This window comes from Pseudoclavibacter sp. RFBI5, from assembly GCF_002931395.1.
Lineage (GTDB): Bacteria > Actinomycetota > Actinomycetes > Actinomycetales > Microbacteriaceae > Pseudoclavibacter.
Window position 1 is genome coordinate 1 of record NZ_PSYA01000001.1, and the last position, 25449, is coordinate 25449.

At 69.6% G+C, this 25449-nt stretch carries 23 protein-coding genes; 14 read left to right on the forward strand and 9 right to left on the reverse strand.

The window, feature by feature from the left end; genetic code table 11:
* The 4 genes from C5E06_RS00005 to C5E06_RS00020 all read right to left on the reverse strand — a co-directional run.
* On the reverse strand, positions 1 to 426 hold a 426-nt coding region (locus C5E06_RS00005; protein ID WP_104305572.1), incomplete at its 3' end, for a hypothetical protein.
* Positions 423 to 803, reverse strand: a complete 381-nt coding sequence (locus C5E06_RS00010) for a hypothetical protein (protein WP_104305573.1) — start codon at positions 801 to 803, stop codon at positions 423 to 425. The genes C5E06_RS00005 and C5E06_RS00010, both read right to left, overlap by 4 nt.
* On the reverse strand, positions 800 to 1000 hold the full coding sequence (locus tag C5E06_RS00015; RefSeq protein WP_104243617.1) for a DUF2273 domain-containing protein: 201 nt from the start codon (positions 998 to 1000) through the stop codon (positions 800 to 802). The genes C5E06_RS00010 and C5E06_RS00015 overlap by 4 nt, the downstream gene beginning before the upstream one ends.
* Complete coding sequence (locus C5E06_RS00020) at positions 997 to 1461, reverse strand: Asp23/Gls24 family envelope stress response protein (RefSeq protein WP_104305574.1); 465 nt, start codon at positions 1459 to 1461, stop codon at positions 997 to 999. Before C5E06_RS00020 ends, C5E06_RS00015 begins: the two co-directional genes overlap by 4 nt.
* Positions 1462 to 1811: 350 nt before the next feature.
* On the opposite strand from C5E06_RS00020, the gene C5E06_RS00025 reads away from it, so the two are divergent.
* Positions 1812 to 2504, forward strand: a complete 693-nt coding sequence (locus C5E06_RS00025; protein WP_104305575.1) for a hypothetical protein — start codon at positions 1812 to 1814, stop codon at positions 2502 to 2504.
* 179 nt (positions 2505 to 2683) lie between these two features.
* Positions 2684 to 5284, forward strand: a complete 2601-nt coding sequence (locus C5E06_RS00030; protein ID WP_104305576.1) for a LuxR C-terminal-related transcriptional regulator — start codon at positions 2684 to 2686, stop codon at positions 5282 to 5284.
* Here the strand turns inward: C5E06_RS00030 and C5E06_RS00035 are convergent.
* The gene (locus C5E06_RS00035) at positions 5255 to 5839 is read right to left on the reverse strand and encodes a hypothetical protein (RefSeq protein WP_104243609.1); all 585 of its coding nucleotides are present in this window, start codon (positions 5837 to 5839) and stop codon (positions 5255 to 5257) included. The genes C5E06_RS00030 and C5E06_RS00035 overlap by 30 nt on opposite strands.
* A gap of 180 nt (positions 5840 to 6019) precedes the next feature.
* Here C5E06_RS00035 and C5E06_RS00040 point away from each other — a divergent pair, with 180 nt between their 5' ends.
* From C5E06_RS00040 to C5E06_RS00045, 3 genes are read left to right on the forward strand one after another with little or no spacing between them, the layout of a single operon-like run.
* Positions 6020 to 7123 (forward strand): DUF418 domain-containing protein, encoded by a 1104-nt coding sequence (locus C5E06_RS00040; protein WP_104305577.1) that lies wholly within the window; start codon positions 6020 to 6022, stop codon positions 7121 to 7123.
* Positions 7120 to 7242, forward strand: coding sequence for a hypothetical protein (locus tag C5E06_RS19530; protein WP_258067444.1), 123 nt, complete (start codon positions 7120 to 7122; stop codon positions 7240 to 7242). Before C5E06_RS00040 ends, C5E06_RS19530 begins: the two co-directional genes overlap by 4 nt.
* Positions 7243 to 7252: 10 nt before the next feature.
* Positions 7253 to 7552: a hypothetical protein gene (locus tag C5E06_RS00045; protein WP_146081256.1), complete on the forward strand. Its 300-nt coding sequence runs from the start codon at positions 7253 to 7255 to the stop codon at positions 7550 to 7552.
* Positions 7553 to 7609: 57 nt separating this feature from the next.
* Here C5E06_RS00045 and glgX read toward each other — a convergent pair whose 3' ends face one another.
* Positions 7610 to 9655 carry a glycogen debranching protein GlgX gene (gene glgX / locus C5E06_RS00050; RefSeq protein ID WP_104305579.1) on the reverse strand — a complete coding sequence of 682 codons (2046 nt, stop codon included), beginning with the start codon at positions 9653 to 9655 and terminating at the stop codon, positions 7610 to 7612.
* 195 nt (positions 9656 to 9850) lie between these two features.
* Between glgX and C5E06_RS00055 the strand changes: the two genes are divergently transcribed.
* From C5E06_RS00055 to nagB, 7 genes are all read left to right on the forward strand, one after another.
* On the forward strand, positions 9851 to 10153 hold the full coding sequence (locus tag C5E06_RS00055) for a DUF427 domain-containing protein (RefSeq protein WP_104305580.1): 303 nt from the start codon (positions 9851 to 9853) through the stop codon (positions 10151 to 10153).
* Between the two features lie 669 nt (positions 10154 to 10822).
* The gene (locus C5E06_RS00060) at positions 10823 to 11512 is read left to right on the forward strand and encodes a DUF998 domain-containing protein (RefSeq protein WP_104305581.1); all 690 of its coding nucleotides are present in this window, start codon (positions 10823 to 10825) and stop codon (positions 11510 to 11512) included.
* Positions 11509 to 12738, forward strand: a complete 1230-nt coding sequence (locus tag C5E06_RS00065) for a sensor histidine kinase (protein ID WP_104305582.1) — start codon at positions 11509 to 11511, stop codon at positions 12736 to 12738. Before C5E06_RS00060 ends, C5E06_RS00065 begins: the two co-directional genes overlap by 4 nt.
* Positions 12735 to 13397 carry a response regulator transcription factor gene (locus C5E06_RS00070; protein WP_104305583.1) on the forward strand — a complete coding sequence of 221 codons (663 nt, stop codon included), beginning with the start codon at positions 12735 to 12737 and terminating at the stop codon, positions 13395 to 13397. The genes C5E06_RS00065 and C5E06_RS00070 overlap by 4 nt, the downstream gene beginning before the upstream one ends.
* Before the next feature lie 226 nt (positions 13398 to 13623).
* Positions 13624 to 14340 carry a GntR family transcriptional regulator gene (locus tag C5E06_RS00075; RefSeq protein ID WP_104299998.1) on the forward strand — a complete coding sequence of 239 codons (717 nt, stop codon included), beginning with the start codon at positions 13624 to 13626 and terminating at the stop codon, positions 14338 to 14340.
* A gap of 94 nt (positions 14341 to 14434) precedes the next feature.
* On the forward strand, positions 14435 to 16354 hold the full coding sequence (nagE, locus tag C5E06_RS00080; protein WP_104305584.1) for an N-acetylglucosamine-specific PTS transporter subunit IIBC: 1920 nt from the start codon (positions 14435 to 14437) through the stop codon (positions 16352 to 16354).
* Between the two features lie 179 nt (positions 16355 to 16533).
* Positions 16534 to 17316: a glucosamine-6-phosphate deaminase gene (gene nagB, locus C5E06_RS00085; protein WP_104305585.1), complete on the forward strand. Its 783-nt coding sequence runs from the start codon at positions 16534 to 16536 to the stop codon at positions 17314 to 17316.
* A gap of 1019 nt (positions 17317 to 18335) precedes the next feature.
* On the opposite strand, the gene nagA is transcribed toward nagB, so the two are convergent.
* Positions 18336 to 19481: an N-acetylglucosamine-6-phosphate deacetylase gene (gene nagA, locus C5E06_RS00095; RefSeq protein WP_104305586.1), complete on the reverse strand. Its 1146-nt coding sequence runs from the start codon at positions 19479 to 19481 to the stop codon at positions 18336 to 18338.
* 314 nt (positions 19482 to 19795) lie between these two features.
* Between nagA and C5E06_RS00105 the strand changes: the two genes are divergently transcribed.
* Positions 19796 to 22144 (forward strand): S8 family serine peptidase, encoded by a 2349-nt coding sequence (locus tag C5E06_RS00105; protein WP_181062838.1) that lies wholly within the window; start codon positions 19796 to 19798, stop codon positions 22142 to 22144.
* Between the two features lie 511 nt (positions 22145 to 22655).
* Here the strand turns inward: C5E06_RS00105 and C5E06_RS00110 are convergent.
* Together C5E06_RS00110 and C5E06_RS00115 are read right to left on the reverse strand one after the other, a co-directional pair.
* Complete coding sequence (locus C5E06_RS00110) at positions 22656 to 23282, reverse strand: response regulator transcription factor (protein ID WP_104244775.1); 627 nt, start codon at positions 23280 to 23282, stop codon at positions 22656 to 22658.
* A 107-nt stretch (positions 23283 to 23389) separates the two neighbouring features.
* Positions 23390 to 24862 (reverse strand): sensor histidine kinase, encoded by a 1473-nt coding sequence (locus C5E06_RS00115; protein ID WP_104305588.1) that lies wholly within the window; start codon positions 24860 to 24862, stop codon positions 23390 to 23392.
* Positions 24863 to 25075: 213 nt separating this feature from the next.
* On the opposite strand from C5E06_RS00115, the gene C5E06_RS00120 reads away from it, so the two are divergent.
* Entirely contained in the window at positions 25076 to 25447 is a 372-nt protein-coding gene (locus tag C5E06_RS00120) for a nuclear transport factor 2 family protein (RefSeq protein WP_104305589.1), read from the forward strand.
* Positions 25448 to 25449 lie beyond the last annotated feature (2 nt).

Here is a 25449-nt window from a genome sequence, read left to right on the forward strand (position 1 = left end):
GTGCGAGACCGAGACGGTGACGTTGTCGGGGCTGACGCTGCCGGCGAGGGCCGCGTGCCGGGCGAGCGCGGACGCGATGACCGCGTTGTCCGCGACGGTCGCGGTCCGCGACGAGCGCAGGACGTGGCGGGAACGGCGACCGGGGGCGAGGCCTGCGATGAGCAGGATCAGCCCGATGATGGCCACGACGACGCCGGCGGGGCCGACGTACTGGGCGGGCTGCTCGAGCACCCCGAGCGTGGAGGTGAACATGTCAGCCGGTGCCACGAGGAGCGCCGGGAGGGCGAGGAGCGCGAGCACCACCTCGGTGCCGACCCAGGCCGCGACGACGATGAGCAGCACGGCGAGGACGATCGCGAGCGCCGACCGAGGCGAATGCGTCTCGCGTCGGGAGACGCGGGAGTAGAGCGACGTGTGGCTGCTCATCTGACTCGCTCCTCTGGTTTGATGTCGAGCCCGGTCACCCGCACGGTGACCTGGTCCACGTGGGAGCCCGTGAGGCTCTGCACGCGGTCTCGGATGGTTGTCTTGGCGTTCTCGACTCGCTCCAGAAGTGGACCGCCGCTGCGCGCGAGCGCATTCGGCTGCTCACGCATTCGGGCGAGCGACGGAACCCGGATGGGGGTCCGCACACGGAGCGCGAGGTTGCCGTTGTGGTCGTCGAGGTCGACGCTGACGCTGCCAGCGTCGACCCCGAGCGCGTCACCGGCGACAGCTGACACGAGCCTGTTCAGCGCCTTCGCGGTGAGCCGTGTCGTGCCTCGCTGCGCCGCGCCGCCCGGAGCCGTCGCGGCGATGCTCATGAGGACGTGTTCCGTCCTCGGATGACGTCGACGAGTGCGCTGGCGTCGAGCTTTCCTTCGAGGATGCGTCCGATGACGCCGCCGATGATCATCGCGATCGCGACGAAGAAGAACGCCCAGAAGCCGAGGATGATCCAGGTGAGCGCGAGGACTGCGCCGATGAGGATGCCGGTTCGGGTGAGGGATGCGGTGTTCACTGGACTCGCGCTTCTTCCGTCTTGTTGGTGTTGTTGTCTTCGGAGGGGAGGTGGACGTCGTTGACGGTGACGTTGACTTCGGTGACCTCGAGGCCGACGATCGTCTCGACGGCGCGGATCACGTCGGCGCGGACGCCGTCGGCGACGTCCTGGAGGGAGACGGGGTACTCGGCGACGATGGTCACGTCGACGGCGACCTGCTTCTCGCCGACCTCGACGCTGATGCCCTGGCTCTGGTCGGTGGCGTTGATGGCGTTGCGGATGGCGCCGATCGCGCGGGCCGCGCCGCCGCCGAGGTCGTAGACGCCACGTGCTTCGCGGGCGGCGATGCCAGCGACGCGAGCGACGACGCTGTCGACGATCGTCGTCGTGCCGCGTCCGTTCGAGGTCGTCGGGACGACGCTGCTGGACGTCTGAGGCGTGCCGTGGGCGGAAGTCGTGTTGGGTGTGGTGTTCGCCATGATGCTCTTCCTTCTGTCTTTCTGGTCTCCGCCCCCGGTGCAGATGCACCGTGTGGGCTTGTACAGGTGAGACGCAGACGACCCCTGATGTGTCACAAACACGTTTTCGGCTCTCAGCTTGCGTACAGGTTCGGCGCACGAGGTCGCGTTTTACCCACGTTTTTCCCCGGGGATCGGGGAGATCTCGCGGATGCGAAGGCCGATGTTAAGGGCATCCGGACAGGGCTTCGTCCGTACCTACAGTGAGGTCTCACCGAGTCCAGCGGCATCGCGACTCGTGTGGCACCGCAGCCCCCGCCCGGTGCTCTTCTCGAATTTTCCGAGGCCCCCGCCTCGACAAGGAGTCCCCTATGAGCGCGCTCGAAACCGAAGCCAAGTCCGGCTTGACTCGTCGTTCGCTGGTCACCGGCGCAGTGTGGTCCGTGCCGATCATCGCGGCCGCCACGGCCACCCCCCTCGCCTCCGCATCGCAGTGCACGGCCGGAACCCTCGACTGGGCAGCACTCGCGGCTGGCGCGAACGTCACGACGGTGACCGTTCCCGGCACCGCCCCCAGCACCACCGCGACCTTCTCGATCACGTACTCGTCTGGGTCCACTCCGTCGGCGGCCAGCGGTCGGGTTGCGGCGGGCCCCCAGGGCGGCGTCACCGGCAACTACTACCGCATCGAGTTCTCGAACCCGATCCCGAACAACTCGGCGACGGTCCGCATCGCCTTCAACCGCCCGGTGACCGGCCTCAGCTTCTCCCTCCTCGACATCGACGCCACGACAAATGGCTACCGCGACAACGTCGAGGTCCTGACGACAGGGTTCAGCGCCGCGCGCCAGGCGCGCGTCATCGGCGCCGGCACGGCGGGGGATCCCTTCCGGATGGATACGCCGTACGGCAACATCGCACCGACGTCCAACCAGGGCAACGTGCAGCTCACCTGGGCAGCGCCCGTCTCAGCCGTCGAGTTCCGCTACTTCCAGCCAGGCGACTCGACCAACTCGCAGAACATGGTCATCGGACTCGGCAACCTCGCCGTGAACCCCTGCTAGCGCTCGGCGGGGACTAGGCCCTCCGAGGGCGCCTCGAGAGCGGCGGCTTCGCCGTCGCGCGCGATCAGTGTGCTCCACAGCTGTGCGATCATGCTCACGCAGCACTCGCGCTCGCTGCCCCCAGCACCGGCGCGACCCCAGCCGACACGAGCGTCCATCCCCGGAAGCGTCCGAACACCGTGAACCCGTCCCCCCAGCAGGAACCGCGCAGTGACCGACTCCGAGCACTGCTCGGTTCCGCCAGCACGTCGCGGGCTGTCGTGATCCGCGCCCCATGGGGCTTCGGGAAGTCGAGGGTGCTCGACGGGTGGGATGAGGGCGACGGTCGCCGCGTCGTCCGCGTCGTCATCGATCCAGGGGGCGCGACCCGCGAGAGCTTCTGGCGTGACGTCGCAGCGGCCCTCCCCGGGCACGGGTCCGAGCGTTCCTCGCTTGGCGACGCCCGTCCGGCCGAGGCGCTTGTCGAGGACGTCCTCGTGGCGCACCCCCTGACGCTGGTCGTCAACGGGTTCGAGTATCTCGACGAGCAGCCGAGCGTGGAGGCGGATCTGATCTCGCTGCTGACGCGCGCGCCCGGTGTCCGGGTCGTGATCGCCAGTCGACGGGAGACGAGCTTCGAGGACGCTCGCACGCGCATGTCGTTGGATGTGCAGGTCATCGCGGCCGAGGAGCTGCTGTTCACGACCGAGGAGATCGAAGCCGAGCTGCGAAGCGCCGGAATGGGCGCCCCAGCTCTGACCGCCGTCGTCGAACGCGCTTCGGGGCGCGTGCCAGCGCTCGTGAAGCTCAGCCTGCTCGAGCTCTCCGGAGGGGGCCACCCGAACACGGTCGACGTGCTCGAGCGATGGCTGACCCAGCGGCTCGGCGACTACGTCGCTGCGACGATCCTCCGCGGTGACGACGACCTCGCCGCGCTCGCCATCGGCGCGGACCTCCTCGACGAGACCCTGGCGGGTCAGCTCACCGCCCGCCCCGGAGCCCAGGTGCTGGACGAGTTCGAGCGCCGTGGACTCGGCGCACGAGAGCGACTCGTGCTGGAGGACGGCCAGAGCCAGGCGGTGTTCCGCTTCACACCGACCACCGCGCGGGCAGGTCGTGCGTCGCTGCGGGCCAAGGACGCGAAAGCCCTCTTCGGCCAGCGCCGATCCTTCGCCGCCTGGGCCAAGGATCGAGGCCAACCGCACGCGGCGCTGACCGCCGCGGTCGATGGATCCGACTACGCGCTTGCCTCGAGCATCGTCATGGACCACTGGTTCGAGCTGGGTGACGACCGTCCCCAGGTGGTCGCAGCGCTCGAACGGCTTCCGCGCGTGACGATCGCGCGATGGCCGCTCCTCGGAGTGGAACTCGCCCTCTGCTACCTCGCGATGAAGGACCACCAGTGGCGAGCCGCGGAGGTCTTCGCGCTCAGCCTGACCGGGATCGGGCTTCGACGGGGAACCGCATCTGCCACCGAGCAGCTCATGTACGTGCTCCTCGAGATGGTCGCCGCCAGAACCGTGTTCGGGTCGTACAAGCAAGCCAGGCACCACGCAGATCGCCTCTCGAGGATGCTCTCCGAGTTCCCCGCAGCCGAGTACGAGCACGCCCACCGCGTCATCCCGCACGCGATCTCCCAGCTCGCCGCCACGCAGCTCTTCACCGGGGCGACCCAGGACGCGCTCCAGACGCTCATCTCCGGCACGGCGACCGCGCGCCGCCTGCGCGCACCGCTCCGCGCCCAGTACTTCCCGCTCTCCCTGCGCGCGGGCGCCCACGCGATCGCGGGGGAGCTCGCCGAAGCGCAGCTGGCGATCGTGGAATCGGACAGCGTCCCCGGCCAGGAGCATCGGCACGATGACTACAGCGGCTCGCCCGCTCGCCTCGCTGAGGCCTACCTGCACCTGGAGGCGGGCCGCTACGAAGCAGCCCTGGAGGTGCTCGCGCGGCTCCACCCCCACTACGGCACCATCGAGAACATCCACCTCCTCCTCGAAGCCGAGACCTGGGCGCACATCGGACTGGACCCCGCCCAAGGGCTCGACCGTATCCTCGAGATCAGGAAGCTCGCGGAACGCCAGCGCCGACTCCCGAGCTACGTGACCGCGCACCTCGACCGTTCGACGGCGCACGTCGCGCTCGCCACCCATCGCGTCGCCCTCGCCGCGCAGTACTCTCGCGGCGTCGACGTGCTCGGGCGTGTGCCGGCAGCCACCCTTCGCGCGAAGGTCGACCTCGCTCGCCAGTCGGACACCGATGCCCTCGGCGTGCTGCTGCGCTATCCGCCCGTGCGCGACACGACCCTGCGCGACCGCATCGACCACGAGCTCACCCTCGCAACTGCCCACCATCGGACCGGACACCGCGACTCCGCGGTCACCCTGCTCCGGAGCGCCGCGGCGAGCCTCACGAACGCCGGGCTGACGCTCCCGCTCCTCGGCCATCGCTCGATCGGACACGCCGAGCTCACGTCGCTCGCGATGGAGACCGGCATCCTCCTCCCGAGCCTGCCCGACAGCCTCACCGCGCCGGAAGAGTCCCAGCACGCCGCGCCGCCGAAGCTCACGCCGAGGGAGATCGCCGTGCTGCGGGAGCTGATGGACAACGCCAGCTACGCAGAAGTCAGCGCGCGCCTCGACGTCAGCATCAACACCGTCCGCACCCAGGTGCGTTCGCTGTACAGCAAGCTCGGGGTGCGTTCACGCGAAGAGGCGATCAACGCCGCGCTCACCATCCATCTGCTCGACGACCAGCGGCGCCCCGGAGGGCGATCAGACCAGGCCGGCCGAACGCAGCTGTGAGCGCAGGCGGCGCATCAGCGCGCCGAGAGTCGTGTACGTGAGCACGCGGATGCAGAAGAGCAGCGCCACGAGCCCGGGCGTCGCTGCGCCAGGGGCGAGGACCAGGAGCGACATCGCGGCGATCGCGGTCCCGCCGGCAGCGCACGCGAGCAGCCACGTCGTCCACGGCACGTCGGTCGTCGTCGCCTCGGCACCTGGGCGGGACCTCCGAAGGACGAGGCGTCCGAGGAGCAGGACGAGCTCCATCACCAGCGCGGGCAGGGAGAGGGCGACGATGGCGATGGCCCCGAGCGGGGTGATCATGAGGAAGATGCCGGTACAGAACGCGACGATGATCGCGCTCCCGAAACGGGGCACGAGCAGCGCTGCGAGCATCGGCAGCATCATCGTCATCGACGCGACGACCGCGTAGGCGGGCGGGTTCACCGTGGCCAACACCGTCGTCACGGGTGCCAGGGCCAGAGCGACCACCGCATTCAGGGCAGCGAGGGCGCCGAGGCGAAGCAGCGCAGAGCTCGCCCAGCGAGTCGGTGCACGTGATGTCCGCGAGTTCATGCAGGTCGTCCTGTCCGTAGCCGAGTGTCTGCTGCCATTCTCCAACCCGGCGGGCCGTCCAGGTCACCCCAGAGGCTGACGCGGGTCCATCCGGCGGAGGACGCGAGCCGTCACGCCCCCGCCCGATGATGGGTCGTCGCGTCATTCCCGAGATCCGGGCCGCGCCGCGAAAGGCATGTCTTGACTTCCCCCTCCTCCTCAGAAGGCGCACCCGCTGCACCTGCATCTGCCCGTGGCCGAATCGCCGCCCTCGACGTCATCCGTGGTGCCGCACTCTGCGGCATCCTCTTCGTCAACATCGCCCCGCTCGTGCACTTCGGCTACGACACCGGCGTGCTCCAGCCCGCCGACCTCGGCGACCCGAGCGGCTGGCTGCAGCTGTTCGTGCAGCAGCGCTTCTTCCCGATCTTCTCGCTGCTCTTCGGAATCGGCTTCGCGCTCTTCTTCGATTCCGCCGCGCGACGCTCGCGCCGACCCAGGCTCGTGCTGCTCAGGCGCCTCCTGATCCTCCTCGCCATCGGCATCCCCTTCGAGTTCCTGCAGAGCGGCTCCGCGCTGTGGCCGTACGCCATCGCCGGCCTGCTCGTGCTGCTCCCGAGCACCTGGCTGCCGCGCTGGGCCGGCGCCGTCGGCGCCGCCGTGCTCATCGTCGCGAGTCTCGCGCTGACGGGTGGCGGCATCACCCTCATCCCGGGCGTCTTCCTCCTCGGCGCCGCCCTCACTCGGTACGGCATCGTGCAGTCGATCGGCCGCTCGCGTGGCGGCTCCGTCGTCGCGCTCCTCGCCTTCACCGCGGCCTCGATCCCGCTCGCGATCTGGCAGGCGGGGGACATCCGGATGTCCGGCTTCGACCTCGCCTCCGGGCTCGCCGGATTCGCGATGGCCGGCGCATACATCGCGCTGCTCTCACTGCTCATGACGACCCGCGCCGCGCGTGTCCTGCAGGCCGTCTTCACGCCGCTCGGAAAGATGGCGCTCACGAACTACGTCGCTGCAGCCCCGCTGATGCTCGCCGCAGGTGCGCTCTTCGACCTGCCCAACAGCACCTCGTGGACGCTGCTGCTCAGCATCGTCGTCGGCATCCTCGTGCTGCAGTGGATCGCGAGCACGCTCTGGCTGCGTGCCTTCACGCAGGGACCGCTCGAATGGCTCTGGCGTTGGGGCACGTGGGGTACGCGCGGGCCCCTCCGGCGAGACTCGGTTCGGAGCGGGGCCACGCCCGACACGGAACGCAGTGCTGAGCGGGCGGACACAGCAGCGTGGACGAGCGCTCCTCGACCATGAGCGTGGTCACCGGGTCACCGGGTCACCGGGTCGCTGACGTGCTGCTCGTCGTCGCTTGCTGGACCGCCGTCGATCTCGCCGGGGCGTTCGCGGAGAAGGGGCCCAGGGAGGCCTCGTAGTGTGCACGCCATGGACGTGATGCACCTCGATGGCTCGTCGGATCCCGCCCGAGTCGAGGACCTGCCTGCGCTGCTTGCCGAGCTCGACGATGCGAGTGATGAGGAGCCGGACGTCGGCGCCGGCGACCCGTACGGCTGGTTCGTCACCGCCTTCGCATCCGGAACCGTGGTGCTGTCGCATGCGGCACGACCGCACGATCCGGAACTCGTGCTCTCCGGTGTACCCAGGGATGAGGCCCTCGTCATCTTCACCGAGGTCGTCCGTGGAGAGATGGACGCCGTCCTCGCGCGCCCCTGGGTCGAAGACTGAGCGCTCGGCGCTCCCCGGTCAGCACGGACGCAGGGAGCGCCGGAGACGCAGCGACCGTCAGCGCTCGGCCGGCGAACGCAGCAGCGTGAACGAGCCCTCCTTGACCATGAGCGTGGTCACCGGGTCGCTGACGCGCTGCTCGTCGTCGCTCGAGAGCGCCAGCTCCCAGGTGCCGTGAGGTGCCTCGGGAACCGTGAACTCGACGGCGTTCTCCGCCGCGTTCAGCAGCAGGGCGAACGAGTCGGCGCCGACGTGCGAGAACACGAACGCGATGGAACGCGCATCCGGGTTCTCCCAGTCCGCGTCGTCGAAGCCACGCGCGTCGGAGCGCAGTACGTCCACGGTGTCATCGGCACCCGTATCCGGTGCCTGGCGGAACCAGACCGGCCGCAGTGCGGGATGCTCGGCGCGCAGCGAGAGCAGCGTCCGCGTGAACTCGAGCAGCTCGGCGTCGACCGCCTCCCAATCGAACCAGGAGATCTCGTTGTCCTGGCAGTAGGCGTTGTTGTTGCCGCCCTGCGTGCGGCCGAGCTCGTCGCCGCCGAGGATCATGGGCACACCGGCCGAGAGGAGCAGCGTCGCGAGCAGGTTGCGGCGCTTGCGCGCGCGGCGCTCGTTCACCGCCTCGTCCTCGGTGGGGCCCTCCGCACCGCCGTTCGCCGAGCGGTTGTCGCTCTCGCCATCCTGGTTGTCCTCGCCGTTCGCCGCGTTGTGCTTGTCGTTGTAGGCGGTGAGGTCGGCGAGCGTGAACCCGTCGTGCGCGGTGATGAAGTTCACGCTCGACAGCGGCGAGCGGCGGCTCGCCTCGTACACGTCAGGTGAGCCGAGGATGCGCTGCGCCGTCGTGCCGAGGGTCGCGTCGCTGCCGTTCCAGTAGTCGCGGGCGTCGTCGCGGAACTTGCCGTTCCACTCCGACCAGTCCGCGGGGAACCCGCCCACCTGGTACCCGGCCGTGTCCCACGGCTCGGCGATCATCTTGACCGGCGCGAGCACCGGATCCTGCTGGATGAGCGTGAGGAAGGCGCTGTGCAGCTCCGCGTCGCCGCCCTGACGTGTGAGGGTCGTGGCCAGGTCGAAGCGGAACCCATCAACGTGCATCTCGCTCACCCAGTACCGCAGCGAGTCCATGATGAGCCCGAGCGCCGCAGGGTGGCCCACGTTCACGCTGTTGCCCGTTCCGGTGGTGTCGAAGTAGTGGCTCTCATCGCCCTCCACCAGGCGGTAGTAGGCGGCGTTGTCGATGCCCTTGAACGACAGCGTCGGCCCCAGGTGGTTGCCCTCAGCCGTGTGGTTGTAGACCACGTCGAGGATCACCTCGAGGCCAGCGGCGTGGAGGGCCTTCACGAGCTCCTTGAACTCGGCGACCTGGCCGCCGCCGTCGCCAGCGGCCGCGTAGTCGCCGTGCGGGGCGAAGAAGCCGATCGAGTTGTAGCCCCAGTAGTTGCGCAGCCCCTTCTCCTCGAGGTGGCTGTCCTGCACGAACTGCTGCACGGGCAGCAGCTCGACCGAGGTCACGCCGAGGTCGACGAGGTGCTTGATGGCCGCCGGGTGCGCGAGGCCCGCGTACGTTCCGCGGATCTCCTCAGGCACCTCCGGGTGCAGCTGCGTGAAGCCCTTGACGTGCACCTCGTAGACGACCGTCTTGTCGAGGGGGACACGCGGCGAAACGTCGTCGCCCCAGTCGAAGCTGGGATCGGCGACGACGCTCAGGGGGACCGAGCCTGCCGAGTCGGTGTCGTCGCGCCGCTCCGGCTCGTTCATGTCGTGGCCGAACACCGACTGCGACCACGCGTACTGGCCCTCGACCGCCGTGGCGTGCGGGTCGAGCAGCAGCTTGTTCACGTTGTGGCGGAGGCCACGCTCCGGGTCCCATGGACCATCGACGCGCAGCCCGTAGCGGGAGCCGACCTGCAACTCGTCGACGAAGCCGTGGAAGACGTGGCCCGTGCGGTGCTCGAGGCGCGTCCGGGTCTCAGCCCCTGACTCGTCGAAGGTGCACACATCCACAGAATCTGCAGTCTCGGAGTACACCGCGAAGTTCGATCTGCCGTCGACGGTGCTGAAGCCGAGCGGATACGGGCGGGAGGGTGCGGAGTTCGACAACGGGGGACCTTCCAATGGCGGGGGAGCTGGGGCCCGGCACGGATCCCCGCCGCTGAGAGTAGGGCAGGCGATCGGCGTCGCTGCCGACGTTCTCCCAGGTACGAGCGACGCGCATCCACGCACATCACCCTTCTCCCAGCTGACGGGGCGACGCTTCCCGTCTACCCACTCGCTATTCGTCGAAGGAAGACCACCATGAAGGCAACTGTCAACGGAACCGTCATCGCCGAAGCGCCCGAGTCGGAGCTCGTCGGCATCGAAGGCAACCACTACTTCCCGCCGTCGTCGTTGCACTCCGAGTCGTTCACGAAGAGCGACACGCAGTACACGTGCCCGTGGAAGGGACACGCGCAGTACTGGGACGTCGTCGTCGACGGCGCCACGTACCGTGACGCGGCCTGGAGCTACCCGGAGCCGTTCGACGGCTCGACCGAACGCGTCGGCCACGACTTCGCCGGCTACGTCGCCTTCGACAAGTCGCAGGTCAGCCTCGGCTGACGCCGCGCCCCGCGCCGCCCCGCGCCGCCCGCCCCGCGCCCCGCGAAAAGGTCACTTTCGACCCTTCGGAGGGCTGAGGATGGGCGGAAAGTGACCTTTTCGGGGCGGTGGGACCGCCGGTCGCGTCCGCCTGCCTGTCCGCGTCCGTCTCCGCACCCGTCTCCGCGTCCGCACCCGGATCCCCATCCGTCTCCGGACGCACCTCGGCCTCCGCGAGAAGGTCACTTTGGGCCCTCCGGAGGGCTGCGGATGGGCGGAAAGTGACCTTTTTCGGGGCAGTGGGACCGCGAGGTGAGCCCCGGCCCGCGTGACCGCCGGGCCGCGTTCGCCTGCGTGCCCGAGTCCGAGTCCGCCTCCGCACCCGTCTCCGTCTCCGCCTCTGCGTCCGCGCCCGGCTCCGCACCCGGATCCCCATCCGCCTCCGGACGCGCCTCGGCCTCCGCGAGAAGGTCGCTTTGGGCCCTCCGGAGGGCTGCGGATGGGCGGAAAGTGACCTTTTTGGGGCGGTGGGACCGCGAGGCGAGCCCGGCCCGCGTGACCGCCGGGTCGCGTCCACCTGCCTGTCCGCCTCCGCCTGCGGCCTTCAGCCGGCGGGCCCGCGGCTCGTACCCAGGTATGAGAAATCGAGCCTTCGCTCAATTCCCGCCCGCGAATTCCTAGCGTGAGGGGATGCTTGCGCACAGACTCACCGAAGCAGAGCGGACCCCCACGACGCCGACCGCGATGTGGCTGGCGGCCGCGATCCTCCTCGTGAGCGTCGCGACGATCTGGTTCACAAGATCGCAGGTGACGGAGCAGGTGTATGTCAGCGGATTAGGTGCCACGGGCATGCCAACGACCGACGTCTTCAACACCGCTCTGCTCGGAATCGGCGTCGGCGCGCTCCTCGGGGCCCCGTCGCTCCACGGCATCCGATCACGGCTGCGCTGGTTGAGCTGGAGCGCATCCGGCACCCTCGTCGCCACGGCGCTGGCGTTCGTGGGGGCATCCCAGGTGACCTGCACGTACGGCTGCCCCATCCCGTTCACGCCGGGCTCGACGCTGCAGGACCTCGTTCACATCGTCTTCGCCGCGACGGGCTTCACCGGGGCTGCCGTCGTCATGGTGCAGCTCGCGACGAGCTCGCTCCCGCGCCTGACGCGGCTCGTCGCCTGGGGAGCTGCCGGCGCGACCGGCCTCGTCGCGGCCGCGGGCGCATCCCTCTCGCTCCTGCGGTTCCGGACGGATCTCGGCGCGACCCTCGAGTTCGTCGCCATGACCGTCGGGGTCGTCTGGCTGGCTGGCGTCCTCGTGCGACAGGCTCTCATTCCCGCCGAACGAGCCCGCGCTACGGTGTTGCCCGTGAGCGTGCTTTCGTGACCCGGCCCAGCGAGGGGCAGCCGACCAGGGCGTCGCGATTCACGCTCGGAGACGCCGCGCTCCTGGCCGTGTACGTGCTCTTCAACGGGTCGATCCTCGGGTGGCAGGCCCTGTACGTCGGCATCCCCGTGGGTGCTCTCGCTCCCGAGCTCGTCATGCTCGCGGTGGGGTGCATCGCCATCTCCCTGCGCCGCGCCGCGCCCGCCGTCGCGATCTCCGCCGCGGCCCTCACCTTCGCGCTGGCGGTGCCGCTGCAGCTCCCCGCCGACCTCTTCGTGCTCGCCGTCGTGACCTACTCGATCGCGGCGGGCGGCATGCCCCGCGTGGGGATCTTCTCGTGGGTCGGCCTCAGCCTCGTCGCCGCGATCAGCGCGTCCACCCTCCGGCTCGTCGTCGACGATCCGCCGCTCGTCGGACGCTGGCAGGTCGACCTCCTCCTCATCCTCGGCGTCGGGGTCGCGGCCCTCCTCATCGGTCTCGCGGTCGGGATGCGCCGCAGGTTCATCGCCTCCCTCATCCAGCTCGCCGAGGAGCTCACGATCGAACGGGACCGCTCCGCCCAGCTTGCGACGAACGCGGAGCGAGCCCGCATCGCCCGCGAGGTGCACGACATCTTCTCGCACGGCCTCCAGGTGATCGTGAGCAGCGCCGACGGCGCCTCGGCGGTCCTGGACCGCGACCCTGACCAGGCTCGAGGGCTGCTGGCCGCCATCTCCGACACGGGGCGACGCTCGATGCGCGAGGCGCGTACCGTGTTCTCGCTGCTCAACGATGCCGAGACTCCGGCCGATCCTGCACCGCAGCCGTCGCTGGACGCGCTGCCGGAGTTCATCGACCGCTCCCGCGACGCCGGGCTCGACGTGCGCTTCACGGAGGAGGGCACTCCTGATCTCGACGCCACGCGCCAGCTCGTCGCCTACCGGGTCACGCAGGAAGCGCTCACGAACACGCTCCGCCATGCTGGTCGCGACGCTCGTGTCGATGTGACGCTGACCCACTCGCCGTCCGGTTCGTGTCTCGAGGTCGTCGACGACGGGCCGCCGAGCGGAGCGCCGCTCGGCGCAGCGAGCCGCGGCTCGGGCTCCGGCCTCATCGGGATGCGGCAGCGGCTGGACATCGTGGCAGGCATGCTCGAGGCGGGCCCCCGAGCGCATCATCCCGGCTGGCGCGTTCGGGCCGTGATTCCGTCCGTCGCTGCCTCTGCGGGGAAGGGGCTCCCGTCGTGAAGATCCGCGTCGCTCTCGTCGATGACCAGGACCTGGTCCGCACCGGCTTCCGCCTCGTCCTGGAAGCGGACGGCGACTTCACCGTCGTCGGCGAGGCATCCGGTGGCCGCGCGGGTGTGGCGCTCGCCGCCCGAACGCGGCCGGATGTCGTGCTGATGGATGTGCGGATGCCCGACCTCGACGGCATCGCCGCGACCCGAATGATCGTCCGTGACAGCCCGGTCCGCGTGATCGTCCTGACCACGTTCGACAGCGACTCCTCGGTCACGCAGGCGCTGCACGCCGGCGCGAGCGCCTTCCTGCTGAAGGATGTGCGCCCGGCCGAGCTCATGCAGGCCATCCGTGACGTCCACGCGGGCGACTTCGTGCTGCCCCCGGCGCTGGCGCGGGACGTCGGGGAGCTCGCAGACCCCGATGCAGCTCGCACGCTTCCTCCCGGCGGGGCACCCGAGCTGAGTGTGCTCTCGCCGCGAGAGCTCGAGGTGCTCATCGCGATCGGCCAGGGCCTGAGCAACCCCGAGATCGCGGTCGAGCTGTTCCTCAGCGAGTCGACCGTGAAGTCGCACGTCGGACGCATCCTCGCGAAGCTCGAACTCCGCGATCGCATCCAGGCCGTGATCCTCGCGCACCGCGCCGGCCTCGTCGGCGGTGGTGCCTAGGGTCGGTCGATCCGGCGCTGGTTCCCATCCATCCGCCGACCCGCCGAGCCCCGCCGCTTCATCCCGCCATCCCGAGAAAAGGCCACTTTCCGCCCTTCCGAGGGCTGGGGATGGGCGGAAAGTGACCTCTTCGGGGCGGTGAGATCGCGAGCCGAGCCAAGGGCGTGCCGAGCCGTGGCGCTGCGGTCGTCGTACCCGGGCCCGGACGCGATGGGATACTGGCGGGATGGCACGCGTCAGTGGTTCAACAGCTCTCGAGGGCGTTCGCGCCCTCGCCGCATCGCTCTCCCCGGGCGAGTTGCTGCCGTCGGAACGCACGCTCTCAGCGCAGCTGGGGGTGGCTCGCATGACCGTCCGGGCGGCGATCGATGTCCTCGAGCGTGAGGGGCTCGTCCGCACGAAACGCGGTATCGGCACCGAGAAGCTCGCCCCGCCCGTCTCCCTGCAGGTTCGGCTGCGGTCGTTCGCGAGCGCCGTCCGCGAGCACGGGATGCGCGCCGAGACGCGGGTGCTCTCGTTCGTGCGCAGCACGGAGCGCCCGGACGAGGTGGAAGAGCACCTGCAGCTCCCGCCGGAAGCTGAGACCATCCACCTGCGCAGGCTGCGCCTCGGCGATGACCGTCCGCTCGCGCTCGAGGATGAGTGGCTGCCCGCAGCCCTGGTGCCGCAGCTCGACGAGGAGACGGCCAAGGGGAGCCTCTACGAGATGCTCGAGACGCTCGATCTGCTGCCGACGGAGGGGGTCGAGGTCGTCACGGCCACGCTGCCGAGCCCCGAGGAGATCGAGGTGCTCGGCATCGCCGCGAGCTACCCGGTCCTGCGTCTCACTCGCGCCGCGATCGCCCGCGGCCTGCCCATGTCGTACTCGCGTGCGACGTTCCCCGCGGATCGTTTCGAGCTCACGTTCCCGCTCCAGGAGCGCCTCACGCTGCCCTTCTCCTGACGCAAACCGAACCACCGGCGAACTCTGGTCTATACCAGGGCGGATTTTCCAAGTAGAGTCCCCCTAACTTTTCCTTTGACCATGGAGTCACGCCATGAAATATCTCCAGAAACTCGGCAAGTCGCTCATGCTGCCGGTGGCTGTCCTGCCGGTAGCGGCGATCCTGTCCGGTATCGGGTACTGGATCCTCAACACGGCAGGCGAGAACTTCGTTCAGGCCTTCTTCACCGCTGCAGGTGGCGCGCTGCTCGACAACCTGCCCCTGCTCTTCGCGCTCGGCGTGGCAATCGGAATGGCATCGAAGCCAGACGGTACCGCCGCGCTCGCGGGGCTCGTATCGTGGCTCGTCGTCACGCGGCTCCTCAGCCCTGAGACGGTCGCGACGCTGCAGGGCATCCCGGTTGAGGATGTCAACATCGGCTTCGGGCGCATCGAGAACGCCTTCGTCGGCATCATCTGCGGTCTCATCGGCGCGTACTGCTACGACAAGTTCAAGGACGTCCAGCTGCCGGCCGCCCTGTCGTTCTTCTCGGGCAAGCGCTCCGTCGCGATCGTCACGACAGGTGCATCCCTCGTCGTCGCACTCGTGCTCTACTTCGTGTGGCCGGTGCTGTTCGGCGGCCTCGTCTCGTTCGGTGAATGGATGGTCGGGCTCGGCCCGGTCGGCGCCGGCCTCTACGGCTTCTTCAACCGCCTGCTCATCCCGCTCGGCCTCCACCACGCGCTCAACGCGGTGTTCTGGTTCGACGTCGCCGGCATCAACGACCTCGGCAACTTCCTGAACGGCACGGGCACGGCAGGCGTCACCGGCCAGTACATGACCGGCTACTTCCCGATCATGATGTTCGGTCTGCCCGGTGCGGCGCTCGCGATGTACCTCACGGCCAAGACCAACCGCCGCAAGGTCACCGCGGGCATCCTGCTGTCCGGTGCCTTCGCGTCGTTCTTCGTCGGCGTCACCGAGCCGCTCGAGTTCGCGTTCATGTTCCTCGCACCGGCGCTGTACGTGGTCCACGCGATCTTCACCGGCATCTCGATGTTCATCATGGCGCTGCTGCCGGTGCGCATGGGCTTCGGCTTCTCTGGCGGGTTCATCGACCTCATGCTCGGCTGGGTCAACCCCCTGGCGCAGAATCCGTGGGCGATCTTCCTGGCCGGCGCCATCTGGTTCGTCATCTACTTCGTCTCGTTCTACTTCATCATCAAGCGCTTCGACCTGAAGACGCCGGGTCGCGAAGACGAGGAAGTCGAAGTGGATGAGACATCGACAGGGTCGTCGAAGTTCCTCAACCAGGCATCCGCGATCCTCAAGGGGCTCGGTGGCAAGGACAACGTGCTCGAGCTCGACAACTGCGCCACGCGGCTCCGCATGGAGATCGCCGACGTGTCGAAGGTGGATGATGCGGCCATCCGCCGTGCTGGTGCTGCCGGCATCATGAAGCCGGGCGGAAAGTCGGTGCAGGTCATCTACGGCCTCGAGGTGCAGTTCGTGAAGGATGCGATGGAGGACCTCATCGCAGGCCGAGTCGAGGCGCCTTCCGCGCCCGTCGCGGTGGCGGATGCCACGGTGGCCGCGCCTTCGCAGGGTGGCGTCGCCACGAAGACCGTGCTCACCGTGCGCCAGCCGGTTGCCGGTCGCGTCGTTCCGCTCTCCGAGGTTCCGGATGCGACGTTCTCCCAGGGGATCATGGGTTCTGGGGTCGCGGTCGAGCCCACGGGCGACACCGTGTGGGCGCCGGCAGACGGCACCGTCGCGCACATCTTCCCGACGAGTCACGCGGTCGCGTTGAAGCTCCGTGATGGCACCGAGGTGCTGGTCCACGTCGGTGTGGACACCGTGGAGATGAAGGGTGAGGGATTCGAGACGCTTGTCGCTGTCGGCGATGAGGTCGTGGAGGGCACGCCGCTCCTGCGGTTCGACCTCGACGCCATCCGCGCGGCTGGGCATCCTGCCGTGACTCCGGTCATCGTGCTCGGGGGTGGCGACGTCGAGCTGAGGCTGCGCCAGGACTGAGTTCGCGCTCGGATCAGCGGGGTGGGCTGCCGGATCGGCAGCCCACCCCGCTGCCCCTGGTGGACTAGACCACGCATCGGTTTCCCGGTATTGTGATGCGCAACACGCCTCGCCGATCCGGCCGCACGTCCAGACTGGACTGAGGCGCCCCGATCGCCTTCGATCTCTAGGAGCAGCGCATGGAAGTTGTCATCATGGCCGGGCCGGCAGAGGTCGGCGCCTTTGCAGCTGGACGAATCGCGGACGTCGTCGCGGGCAATCCGGAAGCGGTGCTCGGCGTCGCCACCGGTTCCAGCCCCCTGGAGACCTACCGCTCGCTCGCTGCCCGACGCGCTGAAGGCCTCGACTTCAGCCGAGTGAGCGCATTCGCCCTCGACGAGTACGTCGGCATCGCCAGGTCGCACGCCGAGTCGTACCACGCCGTGGTCGGCCGTGAGGTGGTCGAGCCGCTCGGCCTCGACCCCGCGCGGGTGCACGTGCCGGATGGCCTCGCGGCCGACCTCGACGCCGCCTGCGAGGACTACGAGGCCAAGATCGCCGCCGCTGGAGGCGTCGACGTGCAGCTCCTCGGCATCGGGGCGAACGGGCACATCGGATTCAACGAGCCCACGTCCTCGCTCTCCTCCCGCACGCGCGTGAAGACGCTCGCCCCCAAGACGCGCACCGACAATGCGCGCTTCTTCGACAAGCCGGAGGACGTGCCGGTGCACTGCCTCACGCAGGGGCTCGGCACCATCCTCGACGCGAGCAGTGTCGTGCTCGTCGCGCAGGGCGCGTCGAAGGCGCGCGCGGTCGCCGCAATGGTCGAGGGGCCCGTCTCCTCGATGTGGCCGGGCTCCGTGCTGCAGCTGCACCGCCGGGCGACGATCGTCATCGACGAGGCCGCGGCCGCCGAGCTCACCATGGCCGACTACTACCGGTACACGGTCGAGCACCGAGCCGGCGTCCAGCCCGAGGCGTAGCCCTCGAAGGCGGCCGCCGCGCCATATCGTCCGCTGCGACGAGGCTCGCCGTCGGCGTCGCGAACGTGGCGTCGCGGAAACCTCGGCTTATCGTCGGCCTATCGGCCTATCGGCCTATCGGCCTATCGGCGGGGATGCGGCCGCGGCGCATCCGCCGCTTGCTCTGGCGCGCGTGGTCGAGTGACGCTGATGGGTTTTCGTGACGCTGATGGGTTTCTCGGATGCGCGTGATGGGTTTTGCCGACCGGTGATGGGTAAAAACCCATCACAGTCACCCAAACCCATCACGCGCCTCAGGATGACGGGGTCGCCGCCGACGCAGCGCGAAGGTGGCACGGGTGGGAACCTCGGCTTTTCGGTTGCTGCGACCGGGCGACATTCGGGTGGCAATTGCGGCCTTCACGGCTCCCTCGGTGGGGCGACATTCGGGGACGGTTGCGGCATTCGGGTTCCTCGGTGGGGCGACATCCGGGGACAGCTGCGGCACTCGGCTGATTCGGCTGGCTGGGCGAGAGCCTGGGGACATCCGGGGACGGCTGCGGCATTCGGCTTCCTCGGCTGGGCGAGAGCCTGGGGACATTCGCGGCCTTGCGCTCCCTGGGCGGGAAACGGCTGCGGTGCATCCGTTGCCTGCTCTGACGCGGCAGATCGCGCGTGGTCGAGTGACGCTGATGGGTTTTCGCGACGCTGATGGGTTTCTCGGATGCGCGTGATGGGTTTTGCCGACCGGTGATGGGTAAAAACCCATCACAGTCACCAAAACCCATCACGCGCCCAAGGATGACGGGGGTCGCCGCCGACGCAGCGCGAAGGTGGCAGGGACGGCAGGATCACCGCTGGCAGGTGCGGCAGGGTGGTGCGCGCGGTGCCTGCAGTGCCTGCGGTGCCTGCAGTGCCTGTGGTGCGCGCGGTACCTGCGGTGCCTGCGGTGCCTGCGGTGCCTGCGGTGCCCGCGGTGCCTGCGGTGCCCGCAGTGCCTGCAGCGCCGGCGGCCACCGCTGCGTGGGGGCGGGCGTCGCTCAGCGAACCCACTCGCCGCGACGCATGACCCGCTGTACGCCGAGCGACTGGTCCAGTACGACGAGGTCGGCCGAGTATCCCGGCAGCAGCGACCCGACCTTCTCGAGGCCCAGGGCAGTCGCCGGCGTGGTCGACGCAGCCCGAACGACGTCGACGAGCGGCAGTCCGGCGACGGCCACCGCGTACTGCACCGCGCGCGCCATCGTGAGCGTCGATCCGGCGATCGCGCCACCCTGCGTGAGGCGGGCGACCCCGCCTCGCACCTCGACGTCGAGCGACCCCAGCGTGTAGTCGCCATCGTGCATGCACGCGGCGGACATCGCGTCGGTGACGAGCATGAACTGGTGCGGCTTCGCGACCGCGGCGAGGCGGAGGGCCGCAGGATGCACGTGGGTGCCGTCCGCGATGAGCTCGATCACCGCATCCGGGTGCTCGAGCAATGCTGTGGCGGGGCCGGGTTCGCGGTGGTGCAGTCCGCGCATCGCATTGAAGAGGTGCGTGCCGACCGTTGCACCGTTGTCGAGCGCTTCGCGGGCGATGTCGTAGGAGGCGTCGGTGTGTCCGATGGCGGCGACGACCCCGGCGTCGGTCAGCGCCTTGATGGTGTCGAGACCACCGGGCAGCTCGGGTGCGAGCGTGACCATGCGCACCTGCCCGCGCCCTGCCGCCAGCAGCGCAGCGAGATCGCGACTGTTCGGCTCGATGAGGTGCTGCTGCGCGTGGGCGCCTGGATGCTCGCGGCTCAGCCATGGCCCCTCGAGGTGGATGCCCGCGAGGATGCCCTCCTCCACGAGGGTCGCGAGCGCCGCGACCGAGTCGCACATCGCGCCGATCTCGTCGGTGACGAGGCTCGCGACGAGCGAGGTGGTGCCCTGCTCGAGATGCGTGCGCACCGCTGTCTTCGCCGCGAGTGCGCCGCGTCCGTCGCCCGCGCCGGCGTCGTCGAACCCCGCGCCGCCTCCACCGTGCACGTGGCCATCGACGAAGCCGGGCGCGATCGTCGCTTCCCCGAGTTCGACGATGTCGCCGGAGTCCGCGGGGGGCCGCCCCGAGCCCACACGCTGCACGACGGTTCCCTCGATCTGCACCCACCCGGGCGAGAGGTGGCTGTGCGGCGTGATGACGTTCGCGGCGCTGACGATCATTCTGCTCGCTCCGTCTGTTCGGTCCCGCTCACTGGTCTGTACCAGTTGTACTTTTGCTCGTGTGGACGTCGGTGTCAAGTCGGGAAGAGGAGGAGCGCGGCTCTTGGGCGGCGTCGACAGCGACCGCCGAGGCCAGCGTTTCCCGGCCCGCGACAAGCCCGCGGATCTCGGCGAGGCGTGCACGCTTTCGCCCGCGCCTTCCAGTAGCGGAAGTGCCGCCGCATCTGCCATTCTTGGCTCCAGTTCCATCAGCACCATCAGCTCCTGTTCCAGCCCCCGCTCCTCTTTCAGTGCCTACTCCCTGAGGTGACTTGGTGAATTCTGCTCGTACTCTCCCGCGCCTCACAGCTGCTGTCATCGCTGCCGGACTCGTCTTCGGCGGATTCGGGGTCGGAGCAGCGTCGGCTGCCCCGGCGACCGATGACAGCGACAAGCTGTCGGGAAGGCTGACCGCCCTTGCGGCCGTCGACGTGTCCGCTGACCCTGCGGCAGCGGAACAGCAGCTCGCAGCGGCCACGCCGACGCAGCTCGCGCTGCCGGAGTCTGGCCCGGCGAGCCTGCAGCTGAGCGGCGGCAGCGTCGCGGTCACCGTCTACTACTCGACACCCCCGCTGGCCGCCGATATCGACGCACTCGCTGCGCTCGGCACCATCGACGCGGTCGCCGCGAAGTACCTCGTGATTGGAGCGACGGTTCCGGCGGGCAATCTCGAAGCCGTCGCAGGGCTTGCGAACGTGCAGTCGGTGCAGGAGACTCTCTCGCCGGTGTCCAGCGGTTCCGCGTGGGATGCGGCCAACGCTCTGACGGTGGCGGAGCCGACGACGGAACCGACGGCGGAGCCGACGACGGGACCCGCTGTGGAACCCACCACCGAACCGGATGCGGACCCCAGCGCATCCGCTGACACCTGCCGCGCGGTGCCGGCCAACCTCACCGAGCCCCTCAATGTTCCCCTCGCGCGAGACCTGTATGGCGTGGATGGTGAGGGGGTGCGCATCGGGATCATCTCCGACTCGTACGACCATGCGACCGTGACGCTGCCGTCGACACCGGACGAGGATGTGGCCGCGGGCCTGCTCCCGGGAGCCGGCAACCCGTGCGGCTACACGCAACCCGTTGAGGTCGTGGTCGAGAGCGCGGCCCCGAGCACCGACGAGGGGCGCGGCATGGCCCAGCTGGTCCACTCCATCGCACCCGGCTCGACGCTGCTGTTCGCGTCCGGCAGCGGAGGGCAGGCTGGCTTCGCAAACGCCGTCGAACGTCTCTCAGAGGCTGGGGCCGACATCATCGTCGACGACCTCGGATACTACGACGAGACGATGTTCCAGGACGGAGTCGCTGCCAACTCCGTCAACGATGCGGTTGCGCTCGGCATCCCCTTCTTCACCGCCGCTGGCAACGACACGATCGTCGGCAGCCTCGGCGAGAGCGAAGGTCGCGTCGTCTCCTCATGGGAGGCACCCGCCTACCGGCCGACGGCCTGCCCGGCTGCTGTCGCCGAGAACCTCGACCAGTTCGACATCACCAGCGCCGACTGCATGGACTTCGACCCGGGCGCGGGCGAGGACCCCACGAACACGCTGACCTACCCGGACCTCGCCGCCTACGACGTCAACGCCCTGTTCATGTTGCAGTGGGCTGAACCCGCTGGGGCCGCCACCAGCCGCCTCGTGGTCGCCGTCACCGACGCCGCCGGCGAGCTCGTCGCGGGCAGCCCCCTCCCCGCGGCAGGCTCGCCCGTGCAGCTCGCGGGCTTCCAGCCCACCGGCGGCGACTACAACTACACGATCGTTCGAGACACCAGCGATGGTGTACCGGCTCTCAACCCGCGGGTGAAGACGATCTTCCCGAGCAGCTACCTCCGGGCCGCCGAGTACTCCGCGGGCACCGGCGGCGACATCGTCGGGCCCTCGATCTACGGACACGCCGGCACGCCCCGAGCGTTCAGCGTCGCGGCCGCCAACGCTGCCACACCGACGGAGCTCGAGAACTTCAGCGGCACCGGGCCCATGACGCTGTACTTCGAAGCGTTCCCGAGCACAGACGCACTGCCCGAGCCCATCTCGGGTGCGCCGACGCTCACCTCGCTCGACGGAGGCTGGACGAACTTCTTCGGAAGCGCTGTCCAGGGCGCTGAGGGCGTCTACTCGTTCACCGGCACCTCGGCTGCTGCACCGTCGGCGGCAGCAGTTGCGGCGCTCGGGATGCAGCTCCGCCCGGGCATCACGGAGCAGGAGCTGCGGGCCGCGATCACGGCATCTGCCGAACCTATCGGCAGCATCCATGAGTTCGTCAGCGTCGCGGACTCGGCCGGGGCCGGGCTCGTCGACGCGGCCGCGTTCCTCGCAGCGCTGCCCGCGCCGACGCCGACGCCGACGCCGACGCCGACGCCGACGCCGACGCCGACGCCGACGCCGACTTCGACGCCGACCCAGACGTCGACAGCTGTCCCGGTCACGCCGACGGCGGTGCCGGTTCCCGGAGTCGAGACCCATACTCCCGTGGCGACGAGCGCGACCTCGACTCCAGTGGCCACCGGGGAACTCGCGCAGACCGGCGTCGATTCGTCGCCTGCGCTCGTGGCTGCGATCAGCGCCCTCGCAATCGCGATCGGCATCGCCGTGACGCTCGCGAGCGCCCGCAGGAAGCTCGACAACCGGTAGCGCTCGCCGCCGCGAGTCCCGCATCCCACCGCTGCGCCGCCGCATCCCACCGCCGGAGTCCGAGCAGAGTTGTGGCGCGGTGCTGTTCGTGAGCGCGCGCGCCGCACTTTGCCACAACTCTGGTGGGGAGTGGCGGGTGCGGCAGCCGCGGGGCAGCGGCGGATGGGGGCAGCCGCGGATGGGGCGTGGCGGATGGCGGACCGGCGGCTGGGTGGGCCGAGGGGTTGGCGCGGTCACCGCTGGACTCGGCGCGGTGAGCGTGGGATTCGGCGCGGTTGTCGCAGCGAGGCGCAAGCGTTGCGACGAGAAGTAGTGGGTGCCCGTGCTCCGTCGCACGCGGACGGATGCTCGAGGAGTTGTGGCGGAGTGCTGTTCGAGAGCTCTCGGGCAGCACTCCGCCACAATCCTGCCGGACGGCTGCAGAGACGGGGGGAGGGGAGGAGGAGGCGGATGGGTGGGGCGGTGACGCGGAGCCGCGCCGGGCGACCCGGCGGCGCGAGCCGCGCGCGGGCTACCCGGTGACGAGGCGGTGCTCGTAGGCGAACACGACGATCTGGGCGCGGCTCGACAGCTCGAGCTTCGCGAGCACGTTGCGGACGTGCGTCTTCACGGTCGCCTCGCTCACGAACGCGGCGGCCGCGATCTCGCTGTTGCGCAGCCCCTTCGCGGCGAGGAGGAAGATCTCCCGCTCTCGAGGGGACAGTGCGGCGATCGCGACGTCGGGGCGTGGGGCGATCGCGGTCGGTTCCGGGGCCGGAGACGCCCCGCGAGCGATGCGCCCCACCGGCATCGCCGGGGCGTCGCCAGCGTGCACGGCGCGGATCGTGTCCAGCAGCATCTCGGGCGTCGCATCCTTCGTGACGTACGCGCTCGCGCCGTTGTGCATGGCCTGCAGCACCGCCTCGTCCTGCCTGAACGTGGTCAGCATGACGACGCGCGGGCGCGGGCCCGTCTCGTCGGCGTACGGGGCCGCCTCCAGGATGCGCCTGGTCGCGGCGATTCCGTTGAGGCCGGGCATGCGGATGTCCATGAGCACCACGTCGGGGCGTTCTCCGACGACGAGCTCCACGGCTTCCTCGCCGTCGCTCGCCGTGCCGACCAGCTCGAGGTCGGGCTGAGATTCCACGAGCATGCGCATGCCGTAGACGAACAGCTCCTGGTCATCCACGAGGGCGATGCGGATGCGCGGGGCTGAGCCTGATCGAGCGGCGCGGATGTCCACGGGCTGGGTGGCGGTGTCGTCGCTCACTGCGCGTCCTCCTTGCGGCTGGCGGCGAGGTGGGTGTCCTCGGTCGCAGCGACCCGCGGCACGATGTCCTGCGTCGGGATGAAGGCCGTCACCACGAAGACCTGGCGCTCTTTCGCCTCGCCGTCGCTCGGCTCGGCCCCCGCGGTCAGCCAGCCGCCCGCGAGGCGCGCACGCTCGCGCATTCCCGTCAGCCCGAGGCCGCTGCGCTGCGGCGGATCCTCTGCGGAACCCGAACTGCTGGCCCCGGTGCTGACGATGTTGAGGGAGAGCCCGGCGCCGCGCCAGTCGAGGGAGACCGTTGCCGACGCTTCGGAGCCCGCGTGCTTCATCGCGTTCGTGAGGCTCTCCTGCACGATCCGGAAGACGCTCAGCTCCTGCACCTGGGAGAGCCGCTTGCGTTCGCCGAGGTGTCGCAGCTCGACCTCGAGCCCGGCGTCGGAGGCCTGATCGATCAAGGCACCCAGCTCATCGAGCTTCGGCTGAGGGGCGGAGCCCGCCCCGCCGATGTCTTCGAGGAGGCCCTGCAGTTCGAGGAGCGTGCTCCGAGCGTTGTCGGCGATCTTCTGCAGGTCGTCGGCGGGCTCGCCACGCGACTCGCGGAGCAGCCTCGAGCCGTCCGCCATCGAGATCGTCACGGTCAGCGAATGCGCGAGCACGTCATGCACTTCGCGAGCGATGCGGGACCGTTCGTGCAGCACGATGACCTCCGTGGAGGACGCAGACAGCTCCTCCGCCAACGCGGTGCGCATGGCGCGTTCGCGCGCCCACTTGATCGCGAACTGGGTCGAGGTGCCGAGTGCCCAGGCCAGGACGGTCAACGCGACGAACACCAGCGCCAGCTGGGCAGCCGACGAGAGCAGGAGCTCGGGCATGGGTGGCGCGACCGTCACGCCGGCGATCTGTCCGTCTGGCCCGGTCATCAGCTGCACCATGCTCTCCTGCATGGTCAGGTCGATCTCTCCGAGGCCCAGGTTGCGCGCCATATCCTGGGCGCCGTCCTGGAAGAACAGCTCGCCGCTCGCGGAGTAGCGCTCGACACCGGCTCCGTAGCTCCCGGTCCAGAGCAGCCACTGCCCGAGGTAGACCAGCATGAACGCAAGACCGGCCGCATGGGCCACGCCTGCTGCAAGCGATCCCCAGGTGAGTGCGCCTCGCGAGCGAACGGTAACGAGGAACACGATGAGGGGCATGGCGAGGTGCACGGGCCAATCGTTTGCCGAGGCCATGGGCAGCATCCCCGACAGCTGCAGGACCGGGACCAGCAGCCCCATGCCCAGGGCGACCCGCGGGAAACGTCGCGAGATGCCGATGGCAACGCCGTAGATGACCGGTGCCGCGTAGAACGGCAGGTGGCTGTTCCACCGCCCAACCTCAGCGAAACACCACAGTGCGACGAAGAGCGCACCCACCGCGGGCTCGAGAAGCCAGCGCAGTCGGGCGGTGGAGAGGCGATCGAGGATTCGGAGCATGCTCACCAAGCTAGGGGCGATTCCGGTCGGGGAGGGCGACGTGGGCGCCTGCGGTGTCCCGTTTCATCCGAAGGGGTGAGCGGCGGCGGTGCTCGCGGCGCTGATGCCGCGCATCCGCACCCGTGATGTGCGCTTCGGGCCGTCGGCCGCCAAGCTGGAATCGCCAGCGTCGGCACCGGCGCGCCCCGCGAACCGAAGGTCGTGACCCCACCGATGACTGACAACCGCGCCGCATTCGAGCACTTCGTCGAGCTGTTCTATACGCGCAAGCGCGTGGCTGACGCCTTCGACTCCCTGGTCGCCTCCGACTACCGCCAGCACAACCCGAACATCGCCGACGGGCCCGCGGCTGCCGTCGAGGCGCTCACGCCGAAGTTCGACGGGTCGCCGGATGCGACGTTCAGCGTCGAGCGCATCATCGTCGACGGCGACCTGGCGATGGTGCACGTGCGTGCCTCCCGCCCCGGCGCCCCGGACGCGGCCGTCGCGGACATCTACCGCTTCGAGGGCGGCCGTATCGTCGAGCACTGGGACGTGCTCCAGCAGGTGCCGGCCACGAGCATCCACGACCACCCCATGTTCTGAGG